This is a genomic window from Streptococcus sp. V913 (genome assembly GCF_054353455.1).
In genome coordinates this window covers 487,919-513,132 of record NZ_JBTHHX010000001.1, presented here as the reverse complement: position 1 = coordinate 513,132, position 25,214 = coordinate 487,919, and the positions used below count along the sequence as shown (strand labels likewise).

At 41.5% G+C, this 25,214-nt stretch carries 20 protein-coding genes and 3 pseudogenes; 15 read left to right on the top strand and 8 right to left on the bottom strand.

Going from position 1 to position 25,214, the window contains the following annotated elements:
- The first annotated feature begins 157 nt into the window (after window positions 1-157).
- The gene (locus ACXYSL_RS02570; RefSeq protein WP_458623870.1) at window positions 158-1,207 is read left to right on the top strand and encodes a DUF389 domain-containing protein; all 1,050 of its coding nucleotides are present in this window, start codon (window positions 158-160) and stop codon (window positions 1,205-1,207) included.
- 153 nt (window positions 1,208-1,360) lie between these two features.
- Here the strand turns inward: ACXYSL_RS02570 and thrS are convergent, their stop codons facing one another.
- From thrS to ACXYSL_RS02555, 3 genes and pseudogenes are all read right to left on the bottom strand, one after another.
- Window positions 1,361-3,304, bottom strand: coding sequence for a threonine--tRNA ligase (thrS, locus tag ACXYSL_RS02565; protein WP_270747685.1), 1,944 nt, complete (start codon window positions 3,302-3,304; stop codon window positions 1,361-1,363).
- A 10-nt stretch (window positions 3,305-3,314) separates the two neighbouring features.
- A pseudogene (locus ACXYSL_RS02560) lies at window positions 3,315-3,916 on the bottom strand (AAA family ATPase).
- A gap of 262 nt (window positions 3,917-4,178) precedes the next feature.
- Window positions 4,179-4,553, bottom strand: coding sequence for a hypothetical protein (locus tag ACXYSL_RS02555; RefSeq protein ID WP_458623869.1), 375 nt, complete (start codon window positions 4,551-4,553; stop codon window positions 4,179-4,181).
- A gap of 197 nt (window positions 4,554-4,750) precedes the next feature.
- Here ACXYSL_RS02555 and ACXYSL_RS02550 point away from each other — a divergent pair, with 197 nt between their 5' ends.
- The 3 genes and pseudogenes from ACXYSL_RS02550 to ACXYSL_RS02540 all read left to right on the top strand — a co-directional run bounded on the left by ACXYSL_RS02550 (window position 4,751) and on the right by ACXYSL_RS02540 (window position 7,192).
- Window positions 4,751-5,593, top strand: a complete 843-nt coding sequence (locus ACXYSL_RS02550; RefSeq protein ID WP_458623868.1) for a metallophosphoesterase family protein — start codon at window positions 4,751-4,753, stop codon at window positions 5,591-5,593.
- A 72-nt stretch (window positions 5,594-5,665) separates the two neighbouring features.
- On the top strand, window positions 5,666-6,103 hold the full coding sequence (locus tag ACXYSL_RS02545; RefSeq protein ID WP_084872646.1) for an Rrf2 family transcriptional regulator: 438 nt from the start codon (window positions 5,666-5,668) through the stop codon (window positions 6,101-6,103).
- A 67-nt stretch (window positions 6,104-6,170) separates the two neighbouring features.
- Window positions 6,171-7,192 (top strand): annotated as a pseudogene (locus tag ACXYSL_RS02540) (YdcF family protein).
- 288 nt (window positions 7,193-7,480) lie between these two features.
- Here the strand turns inward: ACXYSL_RS02540 and ACXYSL_RS02535 are convergent.
- From ACXYSL_RS02535 to ACXYSL_RS02515, 5 genes are all read right to left on the bottom strand, one after another.
- Window positions 7,481-8,263, bottom strand: coding sequence for a DUF4037 domain-containing protein (locus tag ACXYSL_RS02535; RefSeq protein WP_458623867.1), 783 nt, complete (start codon window positions 8,261-8,263; stop codon window positions 7,481-7,483).
- A 127-nt stretch (window positions 8,264-8,390) separates the two neighbouring features.
- Window positions 8,391-9,050, bottom strand: a complete 660-nt coding sequence (locus tag ACXYSL_RS02530) for an amino acid ABC transporter permease (protein ID WP_195215422.1) — start codon at window positions 9,048-9,050, stop codon at window positions 8,391-8,393.
- 9 nt (window positions 9,051-9,059) lie between these two features.
- On the bottom strand, window positions 9,060-9,737 hold the full coding sequence (locus ACXYSL_RS02525) for an amino acid ABC transporter permease (protein WP_458623866.1): 678 nt from the start codon (window positions 9,735-9,737) through the stop codon (window positions 9,060-9,062).
- Window positions 9,738-9,749: 12 nt separating this feature from the next.
- Entirely contained in the window at window positions 9,750-10,544 is a 795-nt protein-coding gene (locus ACXYSL_RS02520) for a transporter substrate-binding domain-containing protein (protein WP_458623865.1), read from the bottom strand.
- Window positions 10,545-10,554: 10 nt separating this feature from the next.
- Complete coding sequence (locus tag ACXYSL_RS02515) at window positions 10,555-11,313, bottom strand: amino acid ABC transporter ATP-binding protein (protein WP_195215425.1); 759 nt, start codon at window positions 11,311-11,313, stop codon at window positions 10,555-10,557.
- A 177-nt stretch (window positions 11,314-11,490) separates the two neighbouring features.
- Between ACXYSL_RS02515 and recJ the strand changes: the two genes are divergently transcribed.
- The 11 genes and pseudogenes from recJ (at window position 11,491) to pepV (ending at window position 25,161) form a co-directional block, all read left to right on the top strand.
- A complete protein-coding gene (gene recJ / locus ACXYSL_RS02510) occupies window positions 11,491-13,713 on the top strand; it encodes a single-stranded-DNA-specific exonuclease RecJ (protein WP_458624009.1) in 2,223 nt (740 codons plus the stop codon).
- A gap of 173 nt (window positions 13,714-13,886) precedes the next feature.
- Window positions 13,887-15,548 (top strand): ribonuclease J, encoded by a 1,662-nt coding sequence (locus tag ACXYSL_RS02505; RefSeq protein WP_458623864.1) that lies wholly within the window; start codon window positions 13,887-13,889, stop codon window positions 15,546-15,548.
- Window positions 15,549-15,616: 68 nt separating this feature from the next.
- Complete coding sequence (locus tag ACXYSL_RS02500) at window positions 15,617-16,396, top strand: alpha/beta hydrolase (RefSeq protein ID WP_125840423.1); 780 nt, start codon at window positions 15,617-15,619, stop codon at window positions 16,394-16,396.
- A gap of 104 nt (window positions 16,397-16,500) precedes the next feature.
- On the top strand, window positions 16,501-17,214 hold the full coding sequence (locus ACXYSL_RS02495) for a M57 family metalloprotease (RefSeq protein ID WP_458623863.1): 714 nt from the start codon (window positions 16,501-16,503) through the stop codon (window positions 17,212-17,214).
- A gap of 225 nt (window positions 17,215-17,439) precedes the next feature.
- Complete coding sequence (locus tag ACXYSL_RS02490; RefSeq protein WP_007520467.1) at window positions 17,440-18,654, top strand: aminoacyltransferase; 1,215 nt, start codon at window positions 17,440-17,442, stop codon at window positions 18,652-18,654.
- Between the two features lie 4 nt (window positions 18,655-18,658).
- A complete protein-coding gene (locus tag ACXYSL_RS02485) occupies window positions 18,659-19,891 on the top strand; it encodes an aminoacyltransferase (protein ID WP_061588360.1) in 1,233 nt (410 codons plus the stop codon).
- Window positions 19,892-20,075: 184 nt separating this feature from the next.
- A pseudogene (locus ACXYSL_RS02480) lies at window positions 20,076-20,177 on the top strand (M57 family metalloprotease); the annotation flags it as partial.
- 101 nt (window positions 20,178-20,278) lie between these two features.
- Complete coding sequence (gene uvrC / locus ACXYSL_RS02475; RefSeq protein ID WP_458623862.1) at window positions 20,279-22,126, top strand: excinuclease ABC subunit UvrC; 1,848 nt, start codon at window positions 20,279-20,281, stop codon at window positions 22,124-22,126.
- A complete protein-coding gene (locus tag ACXYSL_RS02470) occupies window positions 22,116-22,970 on the top strand; it encodes a metallophosphoesterase family protein (protein ID WP_084939217.1) in 855 nt (284 codons plus the stop codon). Before uvrC ends, ACXYSL_RS02470 begins: the two co-directional genes overlap by 11 nt.
- Window positions 22,971-23,143: 173 nt before the next feature.
- On the top strand, window positions 23,144-23,749 hold the full coding sequence (locus ACXYSL_RS02465) for a nitroreductase family protein (protein ID WP_458623861.1): 606 nt from the start codon (window positions 23,144-23,146) through the stop codon (window positions 23,747-23,749).
- Between the two features lie 11 nt (window positions 23,750-23,760).
- Complete coding sequence (gene pepV, locus ACXYSL_RS02460; RefSeq protein ID WP_458623860.1) at window positions 23,761-25,161, top strand: dipeptidase PepV; 1,401 nt, start codon at window positions 23,761-23,763, stop codon at window positions 25,159-25,161.
- The last annotated feature ends 53 nt before the right edge of the window (window positions 25,162-25,214 follow it).

Below are 25,214 nucleotides of genomic sequence, written 5' to 3'. Positions count from 1 at the left end.
AATTTTTGATATAATGTTAAGGATGGACTGACGGATATTTAAAGGATAATTTTCAAAAGAATAACAGGTGAGAATTAAAAATATGTAAGATTGGACAGAAGTTTCTCTACCATCATCCATGCAGAAACAAGATTATATGAAATAAAAGGAGTAACCAATGACCGGAAACTATTCAACACGTGAATACCGTGAGAAATTATATGATGATCTTCATGTTCGATTAAGAGATACAGTGATTTTGATGTGTGCGATTTTTATTGCCTCTATAGGTCTAAATATGAATTCAACAGCTGTCATTATTGGAGCCATGCTGATTTCCCCTCTTATGACACCGATTGTTGGACTGGGATTCGGTTTAGCTATTTTTGATACGCGTTTAATCAAGCAATCTCTAGAGGTTTTATTTACTCAAGTATTGGTCAGCTTGCTTGTCTCGACTCTGTATTTCTGGATTTCTCCTTTGTCTTATGCAAGTAGCGAATTGATTGCACGAACCTCTCCAACCATTTGGGATGTTCTCATTGCTATTGCTGGTGGGATAGCAGGTGTCATTGGGTCAAGGAAAAAAGAAGCAAACAATATCGTGCCAGGAGTAGCCATCGCAACAGCTTTGATGCCACCTATCTGTACTGCAGGCTATGGTTTAGCTAATGGAAATGTACGATTTTTATTTGGGGCTCTCTATCTTTTCTTGATCAACTGTGTCTTTATCATGCTAGCCAACATTGTTGGAACAAGAATTTTGATGAGAAAATCTCCCTTAAGTTCATTTAAAGAGCTAAACATTAAAATGAAAATTGGCTTGACTTCCTTGATTGTATTATTGGTTCTTCCAGCCAGTTATTCAGCAGTCACTCTGTCGATAGAACAAGCGCGAAAAGAAGGAATCAAACAGTTTATAGCAAAAGAGTTCGCCAATCACACGGTCATTAATCAAGTCTACAAGTCAAGGAACAATGAATTGGTCTTGACGGTTGTTGGAGATCCGATTTCAGACGAAGAATTAGAAACGCTCCATCAAAAACAAGCCTCTTACGGTATTCAATCTGTCCAATTAAAAGTCAATCAAGTTCATAATTCGACAAAATTAGACAGTGATACGACCAAGGAATTTTATGAAACCATTAACAAGTATATCGATCAAAAACTCTCTGAAAAGGATTCACAAAAAGATCTCGTAAAAGAAAATGAAGCAGATAAGGATTGAGGATATTGACCTTATCTAACTCATGAAAGCAAATCTTGTGTGGTGGTTTGACCAATCACTACTAGCTCAGATTAAATAAAATATAAAAAGCAACAGCTGAAATAGTTGTTGCTTTTTCTGGCTCTGAAAAATGTTTCTCAGACTGTGATTGTTTTATTTCTCAACGCGTGATTTGTTGGCGATATCAGCCAGGATAGATTCAACAAAGTCATCAACTGAGACAGTGTGTGTTTCTTTTTGGCCGTAGCGGCGAACGTTGACTGTTCCGTCTTCCATTTCCTTGTCCCCAACGATCAATTGGTAAGGAATTTTGCTGGTTTGTGAAGCACGAATCTTGAACTGCATTTTTTCGTTGCGTTCATCCACATCAGCACGAACTCCACGGTCACGGAGTTTCTTAGCCACTTCCCATGCGTAGTCCACATGTTTTTCGTTGGATACTGGGATGAGGGTCACTTGATGTGGTGCAAGCCATGTTGGGAAAGCACCCTTGTAGTTCTCAATCAAGATAGCTGTAAAGCGTTCCATAGTTGAGATAACCCCACGGTGGATCATGACTGGACGGTGTTCTTCACCATCTGCTCCAACATATTTGAGGTCGAAGCGTTCAGGAAGCAAGAAGTCGAGCTGGATAGTAGAAAGGGTTTCTTCTTTTCCAAGGGCAGTTTTAACCTGGATATCCAATTTTGGTCCGTAGAAGGCTGCTTCACCTTCAGCTTCAAAGTAGTCCAGTTCCATATCATCCATAGCTGCCTTCAACATGCGTTGTGCATTTTCCCACATTTCATCGTTGTCAAAGTATTTGTGTTTATCTTCAGGATCGCGGTAAGACAAGCGGAAACGGTAATCTGTCAAATTAAAGTCTTCATACACGTCGATAATCAATTGAAGAATTTTCTTGAATTCTTCCTCAATTTGTTCTGGAGCTACAAAAGTATGACCATCATTTAGGGACATTTCACGTACACGTTGAAGGCCAGTAAGGGCGCCAGATTTTTCATATCGGTGCATCATGCCGATTTCAGCGATACGGATTGGTAATTCACGGTATGAGTGTACATGGTGTTTATAAACTTCGATATGGTGAGGACAGTTCATTGGGCGGAGGACAAACTCTTCACCGTCTCCCATGTCCATAGTTGGGAACATATCTTCACGGTAGTGATCCCAGTGACCAGAAGTTTTATAGAGTTCCACGGAGGCAATTGGTGGAGTGTAGACGTGTTGGTAGCCTGCAGCGATTTCCTTGTCGACAATGTAGCGTTCCAATTCACGACGGATAGTCGCTCCGTTTGGTAACCAGAATGGTAAACCTTGTCCGACTTCTTGTGAAATCATGAAGAGGTCAAGCTCTTTACCGAGTTTACGGTGGTCACGTTCCTTGGCTTCTTCACGCATTTGAAGGTAGTTCTTTAAGTCTTTCTTGTCAAACCAAGCTGTACCGTAGATTCGTTGCATCATCGCGTTGTCGCTATTTCCACGCCAGTAGGCACCAGCTACGTTGAGCAGGTGGAAGATTTGGATACGGCCTGTTGATGGAACGTGAGGTCCACGGCAAAGGTCCACGTATTCACCCTGACGGTAGATAGTCAAACCACCTTCGTCTTCAGAGTGTTCTTCAATCAATTCCAACTTGTAAGGGTCGTTCTTGAAGATTTCACGGGCCTCGTCTTTAGTCACTTCTTCACGGATTGACGGGAAGTTTTCTTTGACGATTTTCTTCATTTCTTCTTCGATACGAGGAAGATCTTCATTGGAGATTTGACCAGCAGTATTGTCTGTATCGTAGTAGAAGCCGTCTTCGATAGCTGGACCGACACCCAAATGAATGTCTGGGAAAAGGCGACGAGCTGCTTGGGCGAACAAGTGAGCCGCTGAGTGGCGCAAGATTGGAAGGGCATCTTCGTGATCAGGTGTCACGATTTCGATGCTTCCATCTTCAGTGATAGCACGAGTCGTGTCGATGAGTTTGCCGTTGAATTTACCAGCGAGAGCTTTTTTAGCTAGGGAATTGCTGATAGATTGGGCAATTTCAAAAGTAGTAACGCCAGATTCGAATTCACGAACAGCGCCATCTGGGAAAGTAATCTTAATCATGGTTTTCTCCTTAAATATTTATTCTATTTTTGTTGGACAATTTTAAGAGCCGAGCAACTTCTTCCGCAGTCTGATTTTCTGGTTGACTACCATCTGTTACGAGACTAGGATAGCCTAATTTCATCGCTTCCTTACGAACCATTTGAGCAAAAAGAATATCTCGTTGCATCCAGTTTTCAAAAGCTTGCTCAGGGTTGGTTGTACCCTCTAAGACATAAGGAACCCATTCTCTCTGTCTATAATGCTTTTTTTGAAAATCGGCTGTTGGAGTCAAGCATAGATAGGAAGACGTTGGACATTCAAGCTCCTTTACCAAGTGAGGCAAAAGTCCAGCTCTCCCCACCAAGAGAGGTCTGTTTTGATTTTTTATTAAGTGAGATTTTACATAAGGAAAAATCTCACTTAATAAAAGCGCCATTCTTCATCTGCCATCTCTTCTGGATTTCTATCCTGCCTAAGAAGGCAAATCGGCTGTGAGTCTGCACTTGCTTGACTCATCATCTCTTCTATCAAATCATCCAGTTTGATATGAAGTAGTTGATATTGTCTAGCAAGAAGTGAGGCAATTGTTGACTTTCCACTGCAAGGTGATCCGCCAATCATATAAAGCATCGTTCTTCTTCCTTCTGATAAAACAAAAAGCGACATCCTTAAAAGGACGTCGCAACGTGGTTCCACCTTCATTTATGTTCCTCAAAAAAGAGGGACACCTCAGATTGGCTTTAACGTAGCCACCGTTTTATGTTTGCATAAAAGTCAGTAGAGTAGTATCAGTTTAGGCTTTCTATGCGTTTCCAGCAACCACGCACTCTCTAGTAGAAAGGGACTAAGTGACTTGTCTCTATGCATTATTATAGCATGATTGCGAGATTTTTCAAGGATTTTGTGAAAGTTTTTTATTTTTTCCTCGCTGTAGCATGTATTTAATACCCGAACCTGAAGCCATACCAAGTAGGGCAAAGAGTTCATAAGCTAGGAAATAAACGAGAATGAATTCATTAAAAGTGATGATGGTAAAGCAATAGAGCAATCCGACACCAAGCAGCCACCACAGTGAGAATTGGAAACGGTAGCTATAAAGAAGGGACACGATGAAGGTTGCCAAAGGTGAAAAGAGGAGAATGTTGTAAATGTACAGTCCCTTCAGTGTATATGGGTCAGTGATGAGTAGTGAGAATAGCTCATAGAGGGGCCAGTAAAAGAAGAAAATGACAAGGTAGTATGGGAGATACTTAAGATATTTCCGCATGGCAATAGTCCTCCAATCTACAAAAATTGAGAGAGGTTGAATACCACATAATCTTAAATGAAGGGGAACTCTCTACTTATATTATAGCACGTCTCGGAAGCCTTTACAAGTTAATCCAGTGAGTAGTGATAGTGCTCTTTTTGAGTGTTTTCTGCTATAATACTAACAAAAGAAGTAAGAGGAAAAGAGGAGAAAGGATGACGAAAATAGCAGTTCTTTCAGACATACATGGGAATACGACAGCCTTGGAAGCTGTACTGGCTGATGCTAAAAAGGCAAAGGTAGATGAGTACTGGCTTTTGGGGGATATTCTTATGCCGGGAACGGGACGTAGAAGGATATTGAATCTTTTAGCGGCTTTGCCTATCACTGTAAGAGTTCTTGGTAATTGGGAGAATAGTCTCTGGCGAGGTTTGCATCGTAAGCTAGATTTGACAAAAGCTAGTCATCGCTACCTCCTACGTCAATGCCAGTATATATTAGAAGAAATCAGCCCTGAAGAAATCGAAGACCTCCACAATCAACCCATGCAAGTTCATCGTCAGTTTGGTGATTTGATGGTGGGAATCACTCACCATCTCCCTGATAAAAACTGGGGTAGGGAGTTGATTCATACGGGAAAACAAGAAGATTTTGATAGATTAGTGACGGAACCGCATGCCTCCATCGCAGTATATGGTCATATCCACCAACAGTTGCTTCGTTATGGAAGTGATGGACAGTTGATTCTTAATCCAGGGTCCATTGGACAACCCTTCTTTTTAGATGCGGGATTACGTAAGGACCTACGGGCCCAGTATATGATTTTAGAGTTTGATGAAGCAGGTTTGTCTGATGTTGATTTTCATCGAGTGGATTATGATGTAGAAGCTGAATTGCAGTTGGCTAAAGATTTAAAGCTTCCCTATTTCCAGATCTACTATGAAAGTTTGGTAAATGGGATTCACCACACTCATAACCAGGAACTTCTGTATGAGATTGCCCAAGAACAAGGGCATGATGTTGAGTTGGATGCATGGTTGGATAGTAGTAATGATTGACATGACATCAAAAAGGGGTATAATGAGTATGAGAAGAGAGATGATGAGAATCTCAGGTGAAAGGGGAACAAAATGCAAATTTCAAGTCGATTTACCATTGCGACCCATATGCTAATTATCATTGCTATCAAGGGCCGGGAAAGCAAGGTGACCAGTGATTTTCTCGCAGCTAGCGTTGGAGTTAATCCAGTCATTATCCGTAAGACTTTGTCGCAACTCAAAAAAGCAGGATTGATTTCAGTTGCTCGTGGGACGGGTGGTACCGAAATTATCAAAGACCTCCAAGATATTAGCCTTTTTGATGTTTATCAGGCAGTCGAATGTTTAGGAAAATCTGGTAAGCTCTTTAGTTTCCATGACAATCCCAATCCTAACTGTCCAGTAGGGGCTAATATTCATAAGGTCTTGGATCAGAAATTGCTGGATATCCAAGTAGCTATGGAAAATCAACTTCGTCAGATGAGTCTGGATCAGGTTGTGGCAGATGCAGAAGCAAGAATAGCAAAATAAGAGGACTAGGCTCCTCTTTTTCTATTGCCATAATTATGGTAAAATGTAGTTATCAAAGGAGGAGACTATGTACTTTATCACAGGATTTTTTGTCCTACTTTTTCTCGTTTCGTTTTTAAGGGACAATCGCAGTCTCTGGAATCCAGCTCTCTTGCTTTTGTCTCTGCTCTTTTCTTATATGTCCATTGCCAATCTTTTTTACGAAGCTGGACAGAAAGAAGTGCACATGGTTTTCTTTGCAGGGATTTTTCTCCTGCTGCCTCTTTTAGTTTTTCTAAGTGGTTTTTCCTTATTTATAATGGATTTGTGTTATTGAAAAAAGAAGGAAAATCCAAGGCGAATTATTTGTCTCTAGGATTAGGTTGCGTGATTCTATTCTTTTTTGTAATCATGGCGATTCGAGTGGGCGATACCAATGGCTTGTTCTACACCAATCATCTAGTGAATATATTCTTTTTCTTTTTGATTTATTCGTATTTAATTTTTGGTTTTGCCTTTGCAGGATTTTTGCTTTATTCTATCCTGTATCTTTTTATTCCTAAGAAAAAATATTATGATTTTATTATCATTCACGGAGCAGGCTTATTGAATGGAGAAAAAGTGACTCCCTTACTGAAGAGTCGCATTGATAAGGCAGTAGAAGCTTATCACCAGTCTCTCAATCCCAATGTTAAAATCATCGCTAGTGGTGGTCGAGGAGGGGGTGAGAAGATTTCCGAGGCTCAGGCAATTTGTAACTATTTGTTGGAAGAGACGGATGTTCCGAGAGAAGCAATTCTCCTAGAGGAAGACTCAACGACAACCTATGAGAATCTTCTCTTCTCAAAAGAAATGGGAGAGAGGCTGGTGACCAGTCCACGTTTTCTCTTTGTGACCAATGATTACCATGTTTTTCGTACCAGTACCTATGCTCGCCGTATTGGGATGAAGGGAGATGGTCTTGGTTGCCGTACAGCCGCCTACTATATCCCATCGGCCTTTATCAGAGAATATATTGCTCTATGTGTGAAGATGAGATGGCTTTTTATCGCCTTCTATATTTTATTAATTTTAGCTCTTATTTTCTCCTATAGAGGTGTTCTATGGTAATATGTAAAATTCATATTGTAATTCTTGTTAGAATCTCTAAAAAATCTTGTAGTAACCCTAAGGGAAAAATTGTCACTAGTAATGAAAGAGCAGGGTAAGTGATTGTGAGTGCGGTTTTTGGAACGGCTTCATGATTGCTCGTCAACCAATTGAACAATTTCTAACCTAGTTGCAGATTTTCAGAGAGAGCCAAAAATAGGCAACTGAATAATGAGTAGACTAGAATTTTACAGTCAACGACAAATAAAAATGTGAACCAGCAACAGAGGTTCACATTTTCTTTTTGGTCTATGGCAAAATGGCTTTTAGTTCCTTCAGGATAGTTTGCAAGGTTACGATCGCTTGTTCTCCTTGTTGTGGTTGATAGAGTAGTTGGAAATACTTGCGAATAGTTTCTTCAAATTGTTTAGGGAGGAGGGTACAATTGGTCTTTGCGTACTCCAACATTCGTTTTTCACCAGGATGGGTTTGCTCATTGAGCGCAAATAACAAGTCAAAGTAGGAAGCAAAAAATTCACTCGTACGGTGATTCATACTGAGAAAATCTTGGCGTTTGATGGCTTTTTCTATTTGGTGAGAGAAGGCAGGCATGGCTTGTTCTAGCAAAAGGAGTTGCCTTTCAATGATATGCTTTTTGAGTTCCTGTGGATAGGGAATCTGGTAGGCTCTTTGGAGCGAAGCATAGTTTCCGTTCGGATCGTATAGAATCTTGCTGTGGAGTAGATTATGCCACATGCAAGTTGTATAAGCATTTTGAGCTTTGTGTTGAAAAACGGTTGAGTTCAATTCTTGTTCAAACGACTCCAGCGAACGATAAATCAACTCGATTTGGATACCGTTGTTTAGTACACAGTCATCCTCTAATTCCCAAAACTGGTTTCCAATTTCCATATAGGAGCAATAGTTGCTAAGAATGATTTGACGAGTTTTCTCGTCAATAGGTGAGTTAAGATAGACATAGACATCATAGTCAGAATTTTGATCGTAGTCTTGTCCTGCACGTGAACCACCAAGAGCGATAGCTTCTACTTGTTCCAGTTGAGAGAATTCTTTGTAAAGGTCTTGAATCATTGTTTTTCTCCTTGCTTTAGGTTTTAAAGTCATTTTACCAAAAAGTAAAACGTTTGCATAGTATTGAGATACTCTTTTTCATTTATAGAAAAAATGTGAACCCTTGTTTTGAGTTCACATTTCTTTTTTATTCTGCGGCTTGTTGCCAACGTTTTGCTAGCATGCGAGACAGGCTAGAGATTGATAGGTTAAAGCTGAAGTAGATGAGGGCAATCAGGATGTAAAGGCTAAAGACCTGCTCTGGTTCGAAATAACGACCCATGAGAATTTGGCTGGCTCCAAAGAGTTCTTGTAGGGCGATAACAGAGTAGAGGAGACTGGTATCCTTAATCACGGTTACAAACTGAGAAATAATAGCGGGCAGCATTTTACGGATCGCTTGTGGGAGAATGATGTGGTAGAGGATTTGAGCTGAAGTGAATCCTTGCGACATTCCTGCTTCGTACTGGCCCTTGTCCACGGCATTGAGACCACCACGGATAATCTCAGCTAGGGCTGCTGAGGTAAAAAGGGTAAAGGCAGTGATTCCTGCTGGTGTGGACTTCATCTTGAATACCAAAAAGATAGTGAAAATCCAGAGAAGGTTGGGAACATTACGCACAAATTCGATATAAATGCTGGAGATGATTCGCAAGACAGGATTTTTCCCATTTCGCATAACCGCAAGTACCGTCCCGATAAAGGTAGAAAGGACGATGGCGATCAGAGAAATGTAGAGGGTCAAGCCGAATCCTTTAAAGATAAAGACTAGGTTATCTGGGGTCAAAACTTCTAAAATAGATTCCATAGTAACCTCCTAAAGTGAATAGGCTTTTTTGTTGGCTTGCTCCATCTTGCGACCAAATTGGGCGACAGGGAAGCAAAGGGCAAAGTAGAGTAGAGCAGCGCCTAGAAAGGCTGGGATGTAGTTTCCGTTGAGAGCTGACCAAGACTTGGTCACAAACATCAAGTCCACTCCAGAGATGATAGCAACGGTTGAAGTATTTTTGATAAGGTTAACGATTTGGTTGGTCAAAGGAGGGAGGATGATACGGACGGCTTGAGGCAAGATAATCAAGCGCATGGCACTGATATAGGTGAAACCTTGTGATAAGGCGGCCTCCATCTGACCGCTAGGAATAGACTGAATCCCTGAACGAATAACCTCAGCGATATAGGCGCCGTGATAGAGTCCCACGCAGAGAACAGCTGTCCAATAAATCGGAATCATGATGGTGTGTTCACTGATAAGAGGTAGACCATAAAAGACGATAACAAACTGCACTAAGAGGGGAGTATTTTGGTAAAATTCGACAAAGATACGAGCCAAAATTCTTAAAATTTGATGTTTGCTAGTTGATAGGACTCCAAAGATGATTCCTAAGACCATAGCTAGGATAAAGGATCCAATTGCTAGGGCAAGAGTGAAGAGGAAACCATTGAAAAATTGTCCAAAATCCTGAAAATAGGATGTCCAAGATGATAAATCTGTCATAGGGTGTCCTCCTTAATCTGCTGTGTGGCTAGATGGTTTGAGCTTGTATCGGTCATAGAGTTTCTGCAAACTACCATCCTTGCTCCATCTGGTGACCAAGTTATCAAGATAATCGTTGAACTCGGTGTTTGATTTTTTCGTAACAATACCGTAGTCAGATGGCTTGAAACTATTATCTAGTAGTTCTGTCCGTTTACTAATGTAGCCAGACAGGATAGAGCGGTCCACGGAAAAAGCATCAATACGGTGAGCGTGAAGGGAAGTAATCAATTCTGGGTAGGAACCAAGTTCGACGAATTTAAAGGTTAGACCTTTCTTTTTGCCCAGTTCAGTAATCAGGCGTTGGGTGATGGAGCCTTGGGCAACTCCGATGGTTTTGCCGTTTAGGTCCTCAATGCTTTTGATGTTGGCGGATTTATTGACCAAAAATCCAGAAGCGTCCGTATAGTAGGGACTGGTGAAGTTGTATAGTTTTTTACGCTCGTCTGTGATGGTGAAGGTCGCGATATCCATGTCGACCTGCTCATTGTCTAGTAGTGGTCCACGGGTCTGAGCGGTAACAGGAACGTAGCGAACCTTGACCTTGAGTTCGTCCGCAATCATCTTGGCCAGGTCCGTTTCGATACCAGAATAAGTACCCGTCTTGGGGTCCTTGTAGCCAAAATTAGGAACGTCTTGTTTGACACCGACAACTAGTTCGCCTCTTTTTTGAATGTCTGCCACACTGGTATCGGCTTGGACTGGTTTGGCAGCAGCAAGGCTGAAAAGGCTAATCAATAATGCGGATAAAAAGAATTTCTTTTTCATAGGCGCCTCCTTATTTGACTTTGTCACTTTCGTGGTTGATAATTTTGCTGAGGAATTGTTTGGCACGAGGTTCGCTTGGATTGTCGAAAAAGTCATCGACATCTGTCGTATCCACCAAAACTTCTCCGTCAGCCATAAAGATGATGCGGTCAGCAACTTCACGGGCAAAGCCCATTTCGTGGGTAACGATGATCATGTTCATCCCATCATGCGCCAGTTTTTGCATAACTGCTAGAACATCTCCGATGGTTTCAGGGTCAAGAGCAGATGTTGGCTCATCAAAGAGGAGGAGCTCCGGATGCATGGCAAGACCACGTGCGATGGCGATTCTCTGTTTTTGTCCACCAGATAGCATAGCTGGATAGGAATCTTTCTTGTCCCACATATTTACAAATTCCAGATATTTTTGGGCTGTTTTTTCAGCTTCTTTTTTATCAATTCCTAGAACTTTAATGGGTGCAAGTGTCACGTTTTCTAACACTGTTTTGTGTGGATAAAGGTTAAAATGCTGGAAAACCATGCCGACTTCCTTACGAAGAGGAACTAAATCTTTCTGGCTAGCACCTGCTACTTGGTGTCCATTGACTAGGAGACTTCCTTTGTCAACAGCCTCTAAACCATTGATCGTACGGATAAGAGTGGACTTTCCAGAACCAGAAGGTCCAAGCAGGACAACAACTTGTCCTTTTTCAAAACGGAGATTGATGTCGCGGAGTGCGTGGTAGTCTCCGTAATATTTTTCGACGTTTTTAAATTCTACTAAAGCCATGAGAGATCTCCTTTGTGTTAGATTTTATAACATGATTTTACAACAAAAGAGTGTTCTTGTCAAATCATATCTGAAAAAAATTCACTAAAATGTTATAAAAAAGCAATCTGGATAGAGAAAATGCCTAAATCATGTTATAATGAAACGATAGAATTCTTAGAAAGAGTGGATGTTTTTTTGATAACTCCTACTTATGAATGGCAGTTTGCCCCGCAGGTTGAAGATGCGGATTTTACAAAGATAGCCAAGAAGGCTGGGCTGGGTCCTGAGGTGGCTCGGTTATTATTTGAAAGAGGGATTCAGGATGAAGAAAGTCTAAAGAAGTTTTTAGAACCTTCTTTAGGAGACTTGTATGATCCCTATCTGCTCCATGATATGGATAAGGCTGTGGAACGAATTCGTCAGGCTATTGAAGAAGGGGAAAACATTCTTATCTATGGAGACTACGATGCGGATGGCATGACTTCAGCTTCGATTGTGAGGGAAAGTTTGGAACAGCTTGGTGCCGAGTGCCGTGTTTATCTGCCAAATCGCTTTACCGATGGCTATGGTCCCAATGCCAGTGTCTATAAATACTTTATCGAGCAAGAGGGGATTTCCTTGATTGTGACAGTGGACAATGGGGTTGCAGGTCACGAGGCCATTAAACTGGCCCAGTCTATGGGAGTGGATGTCATTGTGACTGACCACCATTCCATGCCGGAAACCCTTCCTGATGCCTATGCGATTGTCCATCCTGAGCATCCGGATGCGGACTATCCTTTCAAACAGTTGGCCGGATGCGGAGTGGCTTTCAAGCTAGCTTGCGCTCTTTTAGAAGAAGTGCAAGTTGAGCTACTAGATTTGGTAGCTATCGGTACCATTGCGGATATGGTAAGTTTGACGGATGAAAACCGTATCATGGTTCAATATGGTCTGGAAATGTTGGGGCATACTCAGCGCATCGGTCTACAAGAAATGCTAGACATGGCTGGGATTGCTGCGAATGAAGTGACAGAAGAAACGGTTGGCTTTCAGATTGCCCCTCGTTTAAATGCCTTGGGGCGCTTGGATGATCCGAATCCAGCCATTGATTTGCTGACTGGCTTTGACGACGAGGAAGCGCATGAGATCGCCCTCATGATTCATCAGAAAAACGAAGAGCGCAAGGAAATTGTTCAGTCTATCTATGAAGAAGCTAAGACCATGGTGGATCCTGAGAAGAAGGTCCAGGTCTTGGCCAAGGAAGGCTGGAATCCTGGCGTTCTGGGTATCGTTGCTGGTCGTTTGCTGGAAGAACTAGGGCAGACAGTCATCGTTCTTAATATAGAGGAGGGTCGTGCTAAGGGTAGCGCTCGTAGTGTGGAAGCAGTCGATATTTTTGAAGCCCTAGACCCCCATCGCGACCTCTTCATAGCCTTTGGTGGCCATGCTGGTGCAGCAGGAATGACGCTGGAAGTTGAGAAACTTTCAGATTTATCTCAGGTTTTGGAAGACTATGTCCGTGAAAAAGGCGCAGATGCTGCTGGCAAGAACAAGTTAAATCTAGATGAAGAGCTGGATTTGGAGACTCTTAGTTTAGAAACGGTTAAAAGCTTTGAACGCTTGGCACCTTTTGGAATGGATAATCAGAAACCTGTCTTTTATATCAAGGATTTTCATGTCGAAAGTGCCAGAACCATGGGAGCAGGCAATGCCCACCTCAAACTAAAAATTTCCAAGGATGAGGCGAGTTTTGAAGTGGTGGCCTTCGGACAAGGGAGATGGGCAACAGAGTTTGCTCAAACAAAAAACTTAGAATTAGCAGTCACCCTATCTGTCAACCAATGGAATGGCCAAACTGCCCTCCAGTTGATGATGGTGGATGCGCGTGTGGAAGGTGTTCAACTCTTTAACATTCGTGGGAAGAATGCAGTCTTGCCAGAGGGAATTCCAGTCTTGGATTTCTCTGGAGAGGTGCCAGATTTAGCGACTAGTGATGCTGTGGTTGTGAAAAACATTCCTGAGGATATTACCTTGCTGAAGGCCATTTTTCAGGAGCGACATTTCTCTGCCGTCTATTTCAAAAATGACATTGACAAAGCCTATTATCTGACAGGTTATGGGACCAGAGAGCAGTTTGCCAAATTGTATAGGACCATTTACCAGTTCCCAGAGTTTGATATTCGCTACAAGCTCAAAGATTTGGCGGTTTATCTCAATATCCAACAAATCTTGCTGGTCAAGATGATCCAAGTATTTGAGGAGCTGGGCTTTGTGACGATCAAAGATGGTGTCATGACAGTCAATAAAGAAGCGCCGAAAAGGGAAATTGCTGAAAGTCAGATTTACCAAAATCTCAAACAAACTGTCAAAGACCAAGAAATGATGGCGCTGGGTACGGTGCAAGATATCTATGACTTTTTAATGGAAAAAGAATAGAAGTTAGGAAAGAGTTGGGTAACCAGCTCTTTTTTGAAAACAAATCTTCATTTTGAAAATCATCAAAAAAATGGTATAATGGTAGGAAAAGATTCGGCTGAAAGTTTTAGAACTTTTAGAATAAGAGGGTAAACCTACCCTATAATCAAGATAAATTAAGTTTCGGAGGAAAAATGAGTAATATTAGTTTAACAACACTAGGTGGTGTACGAGAAAATGGGAAAAATATGTACATCGCTGAAATAGGCGATTCGATTTTTGTTTTGGATGCAGGGCTTAAATACCCTGAAAATGAACAACTAGGGGTTGATGTCGTCATTCCAAACATGGACTACCTTTTTGAAAATAGCGACCGTATCGCAGGGGTCTTCTTGACTCACGGGCATGCGGATGCCATTGGTGCCCTGCCTTATCTCTTGGCAGAAGCTAAGGTGCCTGTGTTTGGTTCTGAGTTGACCATTGAGTTGGCGAAACTCTTTGTCAAAGGAAATGATACGGTTAAGAAATTCAATGACTTCCATGTGATTGATGAAAACACGGAGATTGACTTTGGGGGAACGGTGGTTTCCTTCTTCCGTACGACTCACTCTATCCCAGAAAGTCTGGGAGTTGTGTTAAAAACACCAAAAGGGAACATTGTTTACACAGGAGACTTCAAATTTGACCAGACGGCTAGCGAATCCTATGCGACGGATTTTGCACGTTTAGCCGAAATCGGACGTGACGGTGTCTTGGCACTTCTCAGTGATTCTGCGAATGCAGACAGCAATATTCAGGTGGCGAGCGAGAGTGAAGTTGGGGATGAAATTACCCAGACCATTGCGGACTGGGAAGGTCGTATTATCGTTGCAGCAGTTGCCAGCAACCTCTCTCGTATCCAGCAGGTTTTTGATGCTGCAGCAGATACAGGTCGCCGAGTTGTTTTGACGGGATTTGATGTTGAAAATATTGTTCGAACAGCGATTCGTCTCAAAAAATTGTCTTTGGCCAACGAAAGTTTGTTGATTAAACCCAAAGAAATGTCTCGTTTTGAAGACCATGAGTTGATTATCCTAGAGACAGGTCGTATGGGTGAACCCATCAATGGACTTCGCAAGATGTCCGTTGGGCGCCACCGTTATGTAGAAATCAAGGATGGGGACTTGGTTTATATTGTAACAACTCCATCCACCGCCAAAGAAGCGGTTGTGGCTCGCGTTGAAAATATGATCTACCAAGCTGGTGGTGTGGTAAAACTCATTACCCAGAGTTTGCGAGTATCCGGACACGGAAATGCGCGTGATTTGCAGTTGATGATCAATCTTTTGCAACCGAAATATCTTTTCCCTGTCCAAGGGGAGTACCGTGAGTTGGATGCGCATGCCAAGGCTGCCATGGCAGTTGGAATGTTGCCAGAGCGTATTTTCATCCCTAAAAAGGGAACGACCATGTCCTATGAACATGGAGACTTCGTCCCATCTGGAGCAGTTTCTGCAGGCGATGTCATGATTGATGGAAATGCCATTGGTGATGTTGGGAATGTCGTTCTTCGCGACCGTAAGGTCTTGTCAGAGGATGGAATCTTTATCGTGGCCATCACTGTTAACCGTCGTGAGAAGAAGATTGTGGCTAAGGCTCGTGTTCACACGCGTGGATTTATCTACCTTAAGAAGAGTCGCGACATTCTCCGTGAAAGTTCCGAATTGATTAACCAAACGGTAGAAGAGTATCTTCAAGGTGATGACTTTGATTGGGCAGATCTCAAAGGCAAGGTTCGTGACAATTTGACCAAGTACCTCTTTGATCAAACCAAGCGTCGCCCAGCAATCTTGCCAGTCGTGATGGAAGCTAAATAATAAGCAGAATACCTACGGAAAAAGTCGATATTCGGCTTTTTCTTATAGAATAGTAAAAGGAGACAACCATGGCAGTTATGAATATTGAGTATTACTCAGAAGTTTTGGATATGGAGTGGGGTGTTACCGTACTCTATCCAGATGCTAGTCGAGTGACTGAACCAGATTGCACAGATATTCCTGTTCTTTACCTTTTGCACGGAATGTCAGGAAATCAAAATAGCTGGCTCAAGCGTACCAATGTCGAACGCTTGTTGCGTGGAACCAATCTCATTGTTATCATGCCCAATACAAATAATGGCTGGTACACAGATACTCAGTATGGCTATAACTACTATACTGCTCTAGCAGAAGAACTCCCCCAAGTCATGAAACGTTTCTTCCCCAATATGACCAGCAAGCGAGAAAAAAACTTCATAGCAGGTCTCTCCATGGGTGGCTATGGCTCCTTCAAGCTGGCTCTCGCAACCGATCGTTTTTCTCATGCGGCTAGTTTTTCTGGTGCACTCAGTTTTCAGGATTTTTCTCCTGAAAGTCAGGATTTGGGCTCTCTTGCCTACTGGAGAGGAGTTTTTGGAGAGATCAAAGACTGGACAGCTAGTCCTCATTCGCTTGAAAGCATGGCTGCAAAGTCCGATCAAAAGACCAAACTATGGGCTTGGTGTGGGGAGCAAGACTATCTCTACTCTGCCAATAATCTCGCAGTGAAAAACCTCAAAAAGCTTGGTTTTGAAGTAACCTATAGTCATAGTCCAGGTAAGCACGAGTGGTACTACTGGGAAAAACAATTGGAACGTTTTTTGGCTACTCTACCAATTGACTTTGTCTTGGAAGAACGCTTATCTTAGTTTTAGATTTCTTTCAGCTTTATTCAGTAAAATAGAGAATCTATCTTAATCAAGGAGAATGTGATTTCAAGATAGGTTCTTATTTTTATGAAAGGTGGGGCGTCATGTTCTGGATTATTCGATTATTGTTCCGATTTCTGTTGGGAATTTGGCGTTTCTTCTGGCGTCTGGTTTGGACTGTGGTCATTCTACTTCTCATTGCCTTTGGAGTGGTTTGGTATCTGACAGGTGATTTTCATTCTGCGGTCAATCAAGTTGAAAAAATGAGTAAGATTGGTCAAGGTGGCTGGAAACAATGGCAGGAAACGGGAACGCTGGAAGTCTTGTCTCAGACAGACAGTCACCAACATGCAGAAGGCAAGTGGGCTCAGGCCTCAGCTCGCATCTATATTGAGCCTCAAATGGATGAAACCTTCCAAGGTGCCTATGCAGAAGCTATAAAAAACTGGAATCAAACGGGAGCCTTTACCTTTGAGGTGGTTGCGGATCCTAGCCAGGCAGATATTGTGGCAAGTGAGATGAATGATGGATCGACCGCTGTAGCTGGTCAAGCCGAGAGTCAAACCAATTTGTTAACCAAACAATTTATATCTGTAACGGTTCGCCTGAATCACTATTATCTATCTAATCCAAACTATGGATATTCTTATGAACGGATTGTGCACACGGCGGAGCACGAGCTGGGGCATGCCATCGGATTGGATCATACCAACGAGACTTCTGTTATGCAACCTGCAGGCTCCTATTATGGGATTCAGCCTCGGGATGTGATTGAAGTCAGAGAATTGTATGTAAATAATTATGGACGAGTGATTTAATTTGCTTTTTCAAAAGCTAAAACAACAATTTTTATACTACAAATTTAGTTGAGAAAGATTATCTTAATGACATACTTCCTATTATTTCTTTTAACTATTTATAGGAAAAGTTACTGATATTAACTCCATATACTAGGTGATGTGTGAAGATTATTTTTTCTTTATTTTTTAAAAAAAAAATAGTAAAATAGGACTAAGATTAATAGAAAATGGAAAGTACATGTCATGTATTATTATCGAGTTGGTATTTCTGCTGAAGAACATGATCGTTTTGTTAGACGAAGTTCTTTAGTGAATCTCTTGCAAAGTAGTGCTTGGGCAAGTGTAAAAAGTGAATGGGAAAATGAAAGAGTTGGGTTTTATAGTGATAATCAAATAGTGGCGGTAGCTAGTTTACTTTATAGATCTTTACCCTTTGGTTTTACAATGTGCTACATTGCCAGAGGTCCAATTTTGGATTATACTGACCAATCTTTGATGGATTTTGTATTTTCTTCGCTTAAAAAGATTGCGCAGAAAAAACGAGCTCTTTTTATTAAGATAGACCCTGCGCTTTGTTTGAATAAAACTTATATTGATGGTCAATTTTATGATTACTCAGAGGAAACTCTAAAAACGCTAAATTATCTACAAAAACTAGGATTCATTTGGTCTGGTAAGACTAGTGGAATGATTGATACTATTCAGCCTCGTATACAGGCGAAAGTGTACAAAGAAAATTTTGATGAGAAATATCTACCGAAATCAGCAAGACAAGCTATTAGGACTGCACAAAATAAAGGAATAACTATTCAGTTTGGTGGGATTGAATTATTAGAATCATTTTCTTTTCTAATGAAGAAGACGGAGGCAAGAAAAAGTATTCATTTGCGTAATGAAGCCTACTATCGAAATTTACTATTGTCTTTTCCAGACCATGCTTATATAACATTATCTACACTTGATTTGCCAAATCGGTTGAATATTTTAGAAGAACAAAGAAATCAGAATCAAAAAATTCTAGAATCTTTATCAGCTACTGTTAAATCTTCGAAATATCAAAGTAGGTTGCAAGAAAGCGAAAGGTTGAATGAAGAAATTCTATTTTTGGAGAAATATATTTCTTCAGGTGTTCAAGTTGCTCCTTTATCAGCCACTTTGACCTTGGAATTTGGGCAGACATCTGTGAATTTATATGCAGGAATGGATGTAGAATTTAGACGCTATAATGCTCCAATTTTAACATGGTATCGAACACTACAGCATGCATTCGAAAGAGGTTCTATCTGGCAAAATCTAGGAGGCATTGAACATACAAGAGATGGCGGGCTTTATCGCTTTAAGGCTAATTTTAATCCAACTATTGAAGAATATTTAGGCGAGTTTACGCTACCTATTCATCCTTTGTATCCTTTAATAAATCTCCTATTTAATCTTCGAAAAAAATATCATAGAAAGTAAATGTATGACACTAACTGTACTTACTAAAGAAGACTTTCGCATTTATTCAGAATCAATTACCTCCCGCTCGTTTTTACAATCAATCCAGATGGGAGAATTATTAGAGAAGCGAGGAGCAACAGTGACCTACCTTGCTCTAAAGCATACAGAGACCATTCAGGTTGCCGCGTTGGTTTATAGTTTGCCAATGACAGGTGGACTGCACATGGAAATCAATTCTGGTCCAATTTATAGCGATGCAACTTACCTAAAGGAATTTTACAAAGATCTCCAAGTGTATGCTAAACAACATGGGGCTCTGGAGTTGATTGTCAAACCTTACGATACTTTTCAAAGTTTTGATACTAATGGGAATCCAGTGACGGAGGAGCAACAAGAAATTATTCAGTGTTTGACGAATCTAGGATATTGTCATGATGGTTTACAGATTGGTTACCCAGGTGGGGAACCTGATTGGTTATATGTCAAGGATTTAGAAGGAATCACAGAGGAGAATTTAATTAGATCTTTTAGTAAAAAGGGAAAACCCTTGGTTAAGAAAGCTAGAAGCTTTGGCATTCAATTGAGACGATTAAAACGTGATGAATTATCTATTTTTAAAGATATTACTGCTACGACATCAAAAAGAAGAGAATATAGTGATAAAAGTTTAGAATATTACGAACATTTTTATGATGCATTTGGAGACCGAGCTGAATTTATGGTTGCAACTTTAAATTTTCAAGATTATCTTTCTCAACTGGAGAAAACTCAAGAAAACTTATCCAAAAAAATAGCAGATTTTGACGCAGCGTTAAGAAAATCACCTGATTCAGCTCAGAAGAAAAAAGAGCATAAAGAATTGCTACATCAATTTGAAACTTTTGAGGTTCGTAAATCGGAAGCACATAAATTGATAGCAAAGTATGGGGAACAAAAGGTTGTATTGGCTGGTAGTCTTTTTATCTATATGCCTCAAGAGAGCACCTATCTTTTTAGTGGCTCTTACACAGAATTTAATAAGTTCTATGCACCAGCGTTGCTTCAAGAGTATGTTATGTTAGAGAGTATAAAGCGTGGAATTCCTGTTTATAATTTTTTAGGGATTCAAGGAATATTTGATGGAAGTGATGGTGTGCTTCGCTTTAAGCAAAACTTTAATGGCTATATTGTAAGGAAGGCGGGAACTTTCCGTTATTATCCTTCTCCTCTCAAGTATAGAATTATTTCTCTAATAAAAAGGATATTGGGTCGATAATTACGTTACCTATGTACTACCCCAAAAAGTTATTTTTTGTATAACTTTTGTAGTATAGTTTAGTGCTTCTTTTTTCTATGTTCTATTTGAGTCAAAAATATTTTGATGTGCATAAGAGGGGAAAACCAGGAAGTAATATGGAAATTTCACTTATATAAATTAGGGTATCAGATAAATCTATAGCTATACCAACGAGACTTCTGTTATGCAACCTGCAGGCTCTTACTATGGGATTCAGCCTCGGGATGTGAAAGCTGTTCAAGAACTCTATACTAGTAGCGACTAGATGAAGTCGGTGCAATCCGAAAAGAAATCAAAGCTCCTCCATCAAGTGATTGGTGGGGCTTTTTGTTCGTCCTGTTACGGCCTTTTTGCTATAATGGAACTATGAATAACTTGATCAAATCAAAACTGGAGCTCTTGCCGACCAGCCCCGGTTGCTACATTCATAAAGATAAAAACGGCACCATTATCTATGTAGGAAAGGCTAAAAATCTGCGCAATCGCGTGCGCTCTTACTTCCGTGGCAGTCACGATACCAAGACAGAGGCTCTGGTATCTGAAATTGTGGATTTCGAATTTATCGTTACCGAGTCCAATATTGAGGCCCTCCTTCTGGAAATCAACCTCATCAAGGAAAATAAGCCCAAGTACAATATCATGCTCAAGGATGATAAGTCTTATCCATTTATCAAAATTACCAATGAGCGCTATCCTCGTTTGATTATCACCCGTCAGGTCAAGAAGGATGGAGGTCTTTATTTTGGACCTTATCCCGATGTGAGCGCAGCCAATGAAATCAAACGACTACTGGATCGGATTTTCCCTTTTCGGAAATGTACCAATCCGCCGTCTAAGGTTTGTTTCTATTACCATATCGGCCAGTGTATGGCCCACACCATCTGTAAAAAAGATGAGGCCTATTTCAAGTCCATGGCTCAGGAGGTTTCTGACTTCTTAAAAGGGCAGGATGACAAAATCATCGACGAACTCAAGGGTAAAATGGCAGTAGCAGCACAAAGTATGGAGTTTGAACGGGCAGCGGAATACCGTGACCTGATTCAGGCGATTGGCACTCTGCGGACTAAGCAACGGGTCATGGCTAAAGACCTCCAAAACCGTGATGTCTTTGGCTACTATGTGGACAAGGGCTGGATGTGTGTGCAGGTTTTCTTTGTCCGTCAGGGTAAGTTAATTGAGCGTGACGTCAATCTATTCCCTTATTACAACGATCCTGATGAAGATTTTCTGACCTATGTGGGACAATTCTATCAAGAAAAATCTCACCTGGTTCCCAATGAGGTGCTGATTCCGCAGGATATCGATGAAGAAGCAGTCAAGGCCTTGGTGAATACCAAGATTCTCAAACCCCAACGTGGGGAGAAAAAACAACTGGTCAATCTGGCCATAAAAAATGCTCGTGTTAGTCTGGAGCAGAAGTTCAATCTACTAGAAAAATCTGTCGAAAAGACCCAGGGAGCTATTGAAAATCTGGGACGCTTGCTCCAAATCCCGACTCCGGTTCGTATCGAGTCCTTTGATAACTCTAATATCATGGGAACCAGTCCTGTTTCAGCTATGGTGGTCTTTGTCAACGGTAAACCGAGTAAAAAAGACTACCGTAAGTACAAGATAAAAACGGTTGTCGGTCCAGATGATTATGCCAGTATGAGAGAAGTCATTCGCAGACGTTATGGCCGAGTTCAACGTGATGGTCTAACCCCGCCAGATTTGATTGTCATTGATGGGGGACAAGGTCAGGTCAATATCGCCAAGCAAGTCATCCAAGAGGAACTGGGCTTGGATATTCCAATTGCAGGTCTGCAAAAGAATGACAAGCACCAAACCCATGAACTGCTCTTTGGAGATCCACTGGAAGTGGTAGAGTTATCTCGCAATTCTCAGGAATTTTTCCTCCTCCAACGCATTCAAGATGAGGTACACCGCTTTGCTATCACTTTCCACCGCCAACTGCGCTCCAAAAATTCTTTTTCATCTCAATTGGATGGGATTGACGGTCTGGGACCTAAACGCAAGCAGAATCTCATGAAGCATTTTAAATCTCTCACTAAAATCAAGGAAGCCAGTGTGGATGAGATTGTCGAAATTGGTGTGCCAAGAGCAGTCGCAGAAGCTGTTCAGAGAAAGTTGAACCCGCAGGAAGAAGTGGAGTTGGCTCAAGTAGCGGAAGAAAAAGTAGATTACCAAACAGAAGGAGGTCATCATGAACCATAAAATCGCAATTTTATCAGACATTCATGGAAATACGACAGCCTTAGAAGCAGTGATTGCAGATGCTAAAACTCAAGGAGTCAGTGAATATTGGCTTCTGGGAGATATTTTTCTGCCTGGTCCAGGTACAAATGATCTGGTTGCTCTGCTAAAGGATCTGCCTATCACAGCGACTGTCCGCGGAAACTGGGATGATTGTGTCCTTGAGGCTTTAGATGGGCAATATGGCTTAGAAGACCCACAGGAAGTCCAGCTCATGCGATTGACCCAGTTTTTGATGGAGCGAATGGACCCTGCAACGATTGTCTGGCTACGAAGCTTGCCTTTGCTGGAAAAGAAAGAAGTTGACGGGCTGCGCTTTTCTATCTCTCATAATTTACCTGACAAAAATTATGGTGGTGACTTGTTGGTGGGGAATGATACAGATAAATTTGACCAACTCCTAGATGAGGAAACGGATGTGGCAGTCTATGGTCATGTCCACAAGCAGTTGCTTCGTTATGGAAGCCAAGGGCAACAAATCATCAATCCCGGTACGATTGGCATGCCCTATTTTGATTGGGAGGCGTTAAAAAATCACCGTGCCCAGTATGCTGTGATAGAGGTTGAGGATGGGGAATTGGTAAATATTCTATTTCGAAAAGTTTCTTATGATTATGAAGCGGAGTTAGAATTGGCCAAGTCTAAGGGCCTCCCCTTTATCGAAATGTATGAAGAATTACGACGAGAAGACAACTATCGGGGGCACAATCTAGAACTCTTAGCTAGTTTAATTGAAAAGCATCGGTATGTAGAGGATGTGAAGGATTTCTTGGAGGCTATAAAGTCAGAATACAAGATAGACTAGTTTCTTTAAGCTGCTGAAAAATAGTAGGAATTGAATGAGGGAATCACTGATTTAAATGATGTGCTTCGCTCAGTTGCTTATCCTTGTTCCAGTTAATTTCTATGAAAAATCTCTGCAAGCTCTTTCAGAATATGGTAGAATGGAAGCAGTAGAATTAGAAAAGGAAATCGATTATGAAATTTCTTGAATTAAATAAAAAACGTCATGCGACCAAGCATTTTATTGACAAGCCTGTGGATCCAAAAGATGTTCGTACAGCTATCGAAATCGCGACTTTGGCTCCAAGTGCCCACAATAGCCAACCATGGAAGTTTGTGGTGGTTCGTCAGAAAAATGCTGAATTGGCAAAATTGGCTTATGGTTCGAACTTTGAGCAGATTTCGTCTGCGCCAGTGACCATTGCCTTGTTTACCGATACAGATCTGGCCAAACGTGCCCGCAAGATTGCCCGTGTTGGTGGTGCAAAGAATTTCTCAGAAGAGCAACTTCAATACTTCATGAAAAATTTGCCTGCTGAATATGCACGTTACAATGAGCAACAGATTAGTGACTACTTGGCCCTCAATGCTGGTTTGGTTGCCATGAACTTGGTTCTGGCTCTTACAGATCAAGGAATTGGTTCCAACATTATCCTTGGATTTGACAAATCAAAAGCCAACGAAGTTTTGGACATTGAAGACCGTTTCCGCCCAGAACTCTTGATTACAGTGGGTTACACAGACGAAAAATTGGAACCAAGCTACCGCTTGCCAGTAGATGAAATCATCGAGAAAAGATAGAAGGAGATAATATGACAGTAATTGATTTTACAGCAGAAGTAGAAAAACGCAAAGAAGCCCTCTTGGCTGACCTATTCAGTCTTTTGGAAATCAACTCAGAACGTGATGACAGCAAAGCGGATGCGCAACATCCTTTTGGACCTGGTCCAGTAAAAGCTTTGGAGAAATTCCTTGAAATCGCAGACCGTGATGGTTACCCAACAAAAAATGTAGACAACTATGCAGGTCATTTTGAGTTTGGTCAAGGAGAAGAAGTTCTTGGAATCTTTGCCCACATGGACGTGGTGCCAGCTGGTAGCGGTTGGGACACAGATCCATACACACCAACCATCAAGGACGGTCGCCTCTACGCGCGTGGTGCTTCTGATGATAAGGGACCTACAACAGCTTGTTACTATGGTTTGAAAATCATCAAAGAATTGGGCCTTCCAACGTCTAAGAAAGTTCGCTTTATCGTTGGAACGGATGAAGAATCAGGCTGGGCAGACATGGACTACTATTTTGAACATGTAGGACTTGCCAAACCAGACTTCGGTTTCTCTCCAGATGCTGAATTCCCTATCATCAATGGTGAAAAAGGTAACATCACAGAATATCTTCATTTTGCAGGTGAAAATACAGGTGCTGCCCGTCTTCACAGCTTTACAGGTGGTTTGCGTGAAAACATGGTACCAGAATCAGCAACGGCAGTTGTTTCAGGTGATTTGGCTGATTTGCAGGGCAAATTAGATGCCTTCGTCACTGAACACAAACTCAGAGGAGAAATCCAAGAAGAAAACGGCCAGTACAAGGTGACTATCATTGGTAAATCAGCCCATGGTGCTATGCCTGCTTCAGGGGTCAATGGTGCGACCTACCTTGCCCTCTTCCTCAGTCAGTTTGACTTTGAAGGACCTGCAAAAGACTACCTCGACATCGCTGGTAAGATTCTCTTGAACGACCATGAGGGTACAAATCTCAAGGTTGCTCATGTAGATGAAAAGATGGGTGCCCTTTCTATGAATGCCGGTGTCTTCCGCTTTGATGCAGCAAGTGCTGACAATACCATTGCCCTCAACTTCCGTTATCCAAAAGGAACAAGTCCAGAGCAAATCAAGTCAGTTCTTGAAAACTTGCCAGTTGCTTCTGTTAGTCTTTCTGAACACGGACACACCCCTCACTATGTGCCAATGGAAGATCCGCTTGTGCAAACCTTGTTGAATGTTTATGAAAAACAAACTGGTCTTAAAGGTCACGAGCAAGTCATCGGAGGTGGAACCTTTGGTCGCTTGCTAGAACGCGGTGTTGCCTACGGCGCTATGTTCCCAGACTCAATCGATACCATGCACCAAGCCAACGAATTTATCGCCTTGGATGATCTCTTCCGAGCAGCAGCAATCTATGCAGAAGCTATTTATGAATTGATCAAATAATACTCAATGAAAATCAAAAAGCAAACTAGGAAGCTAGCCGCAGGCTGTACTTG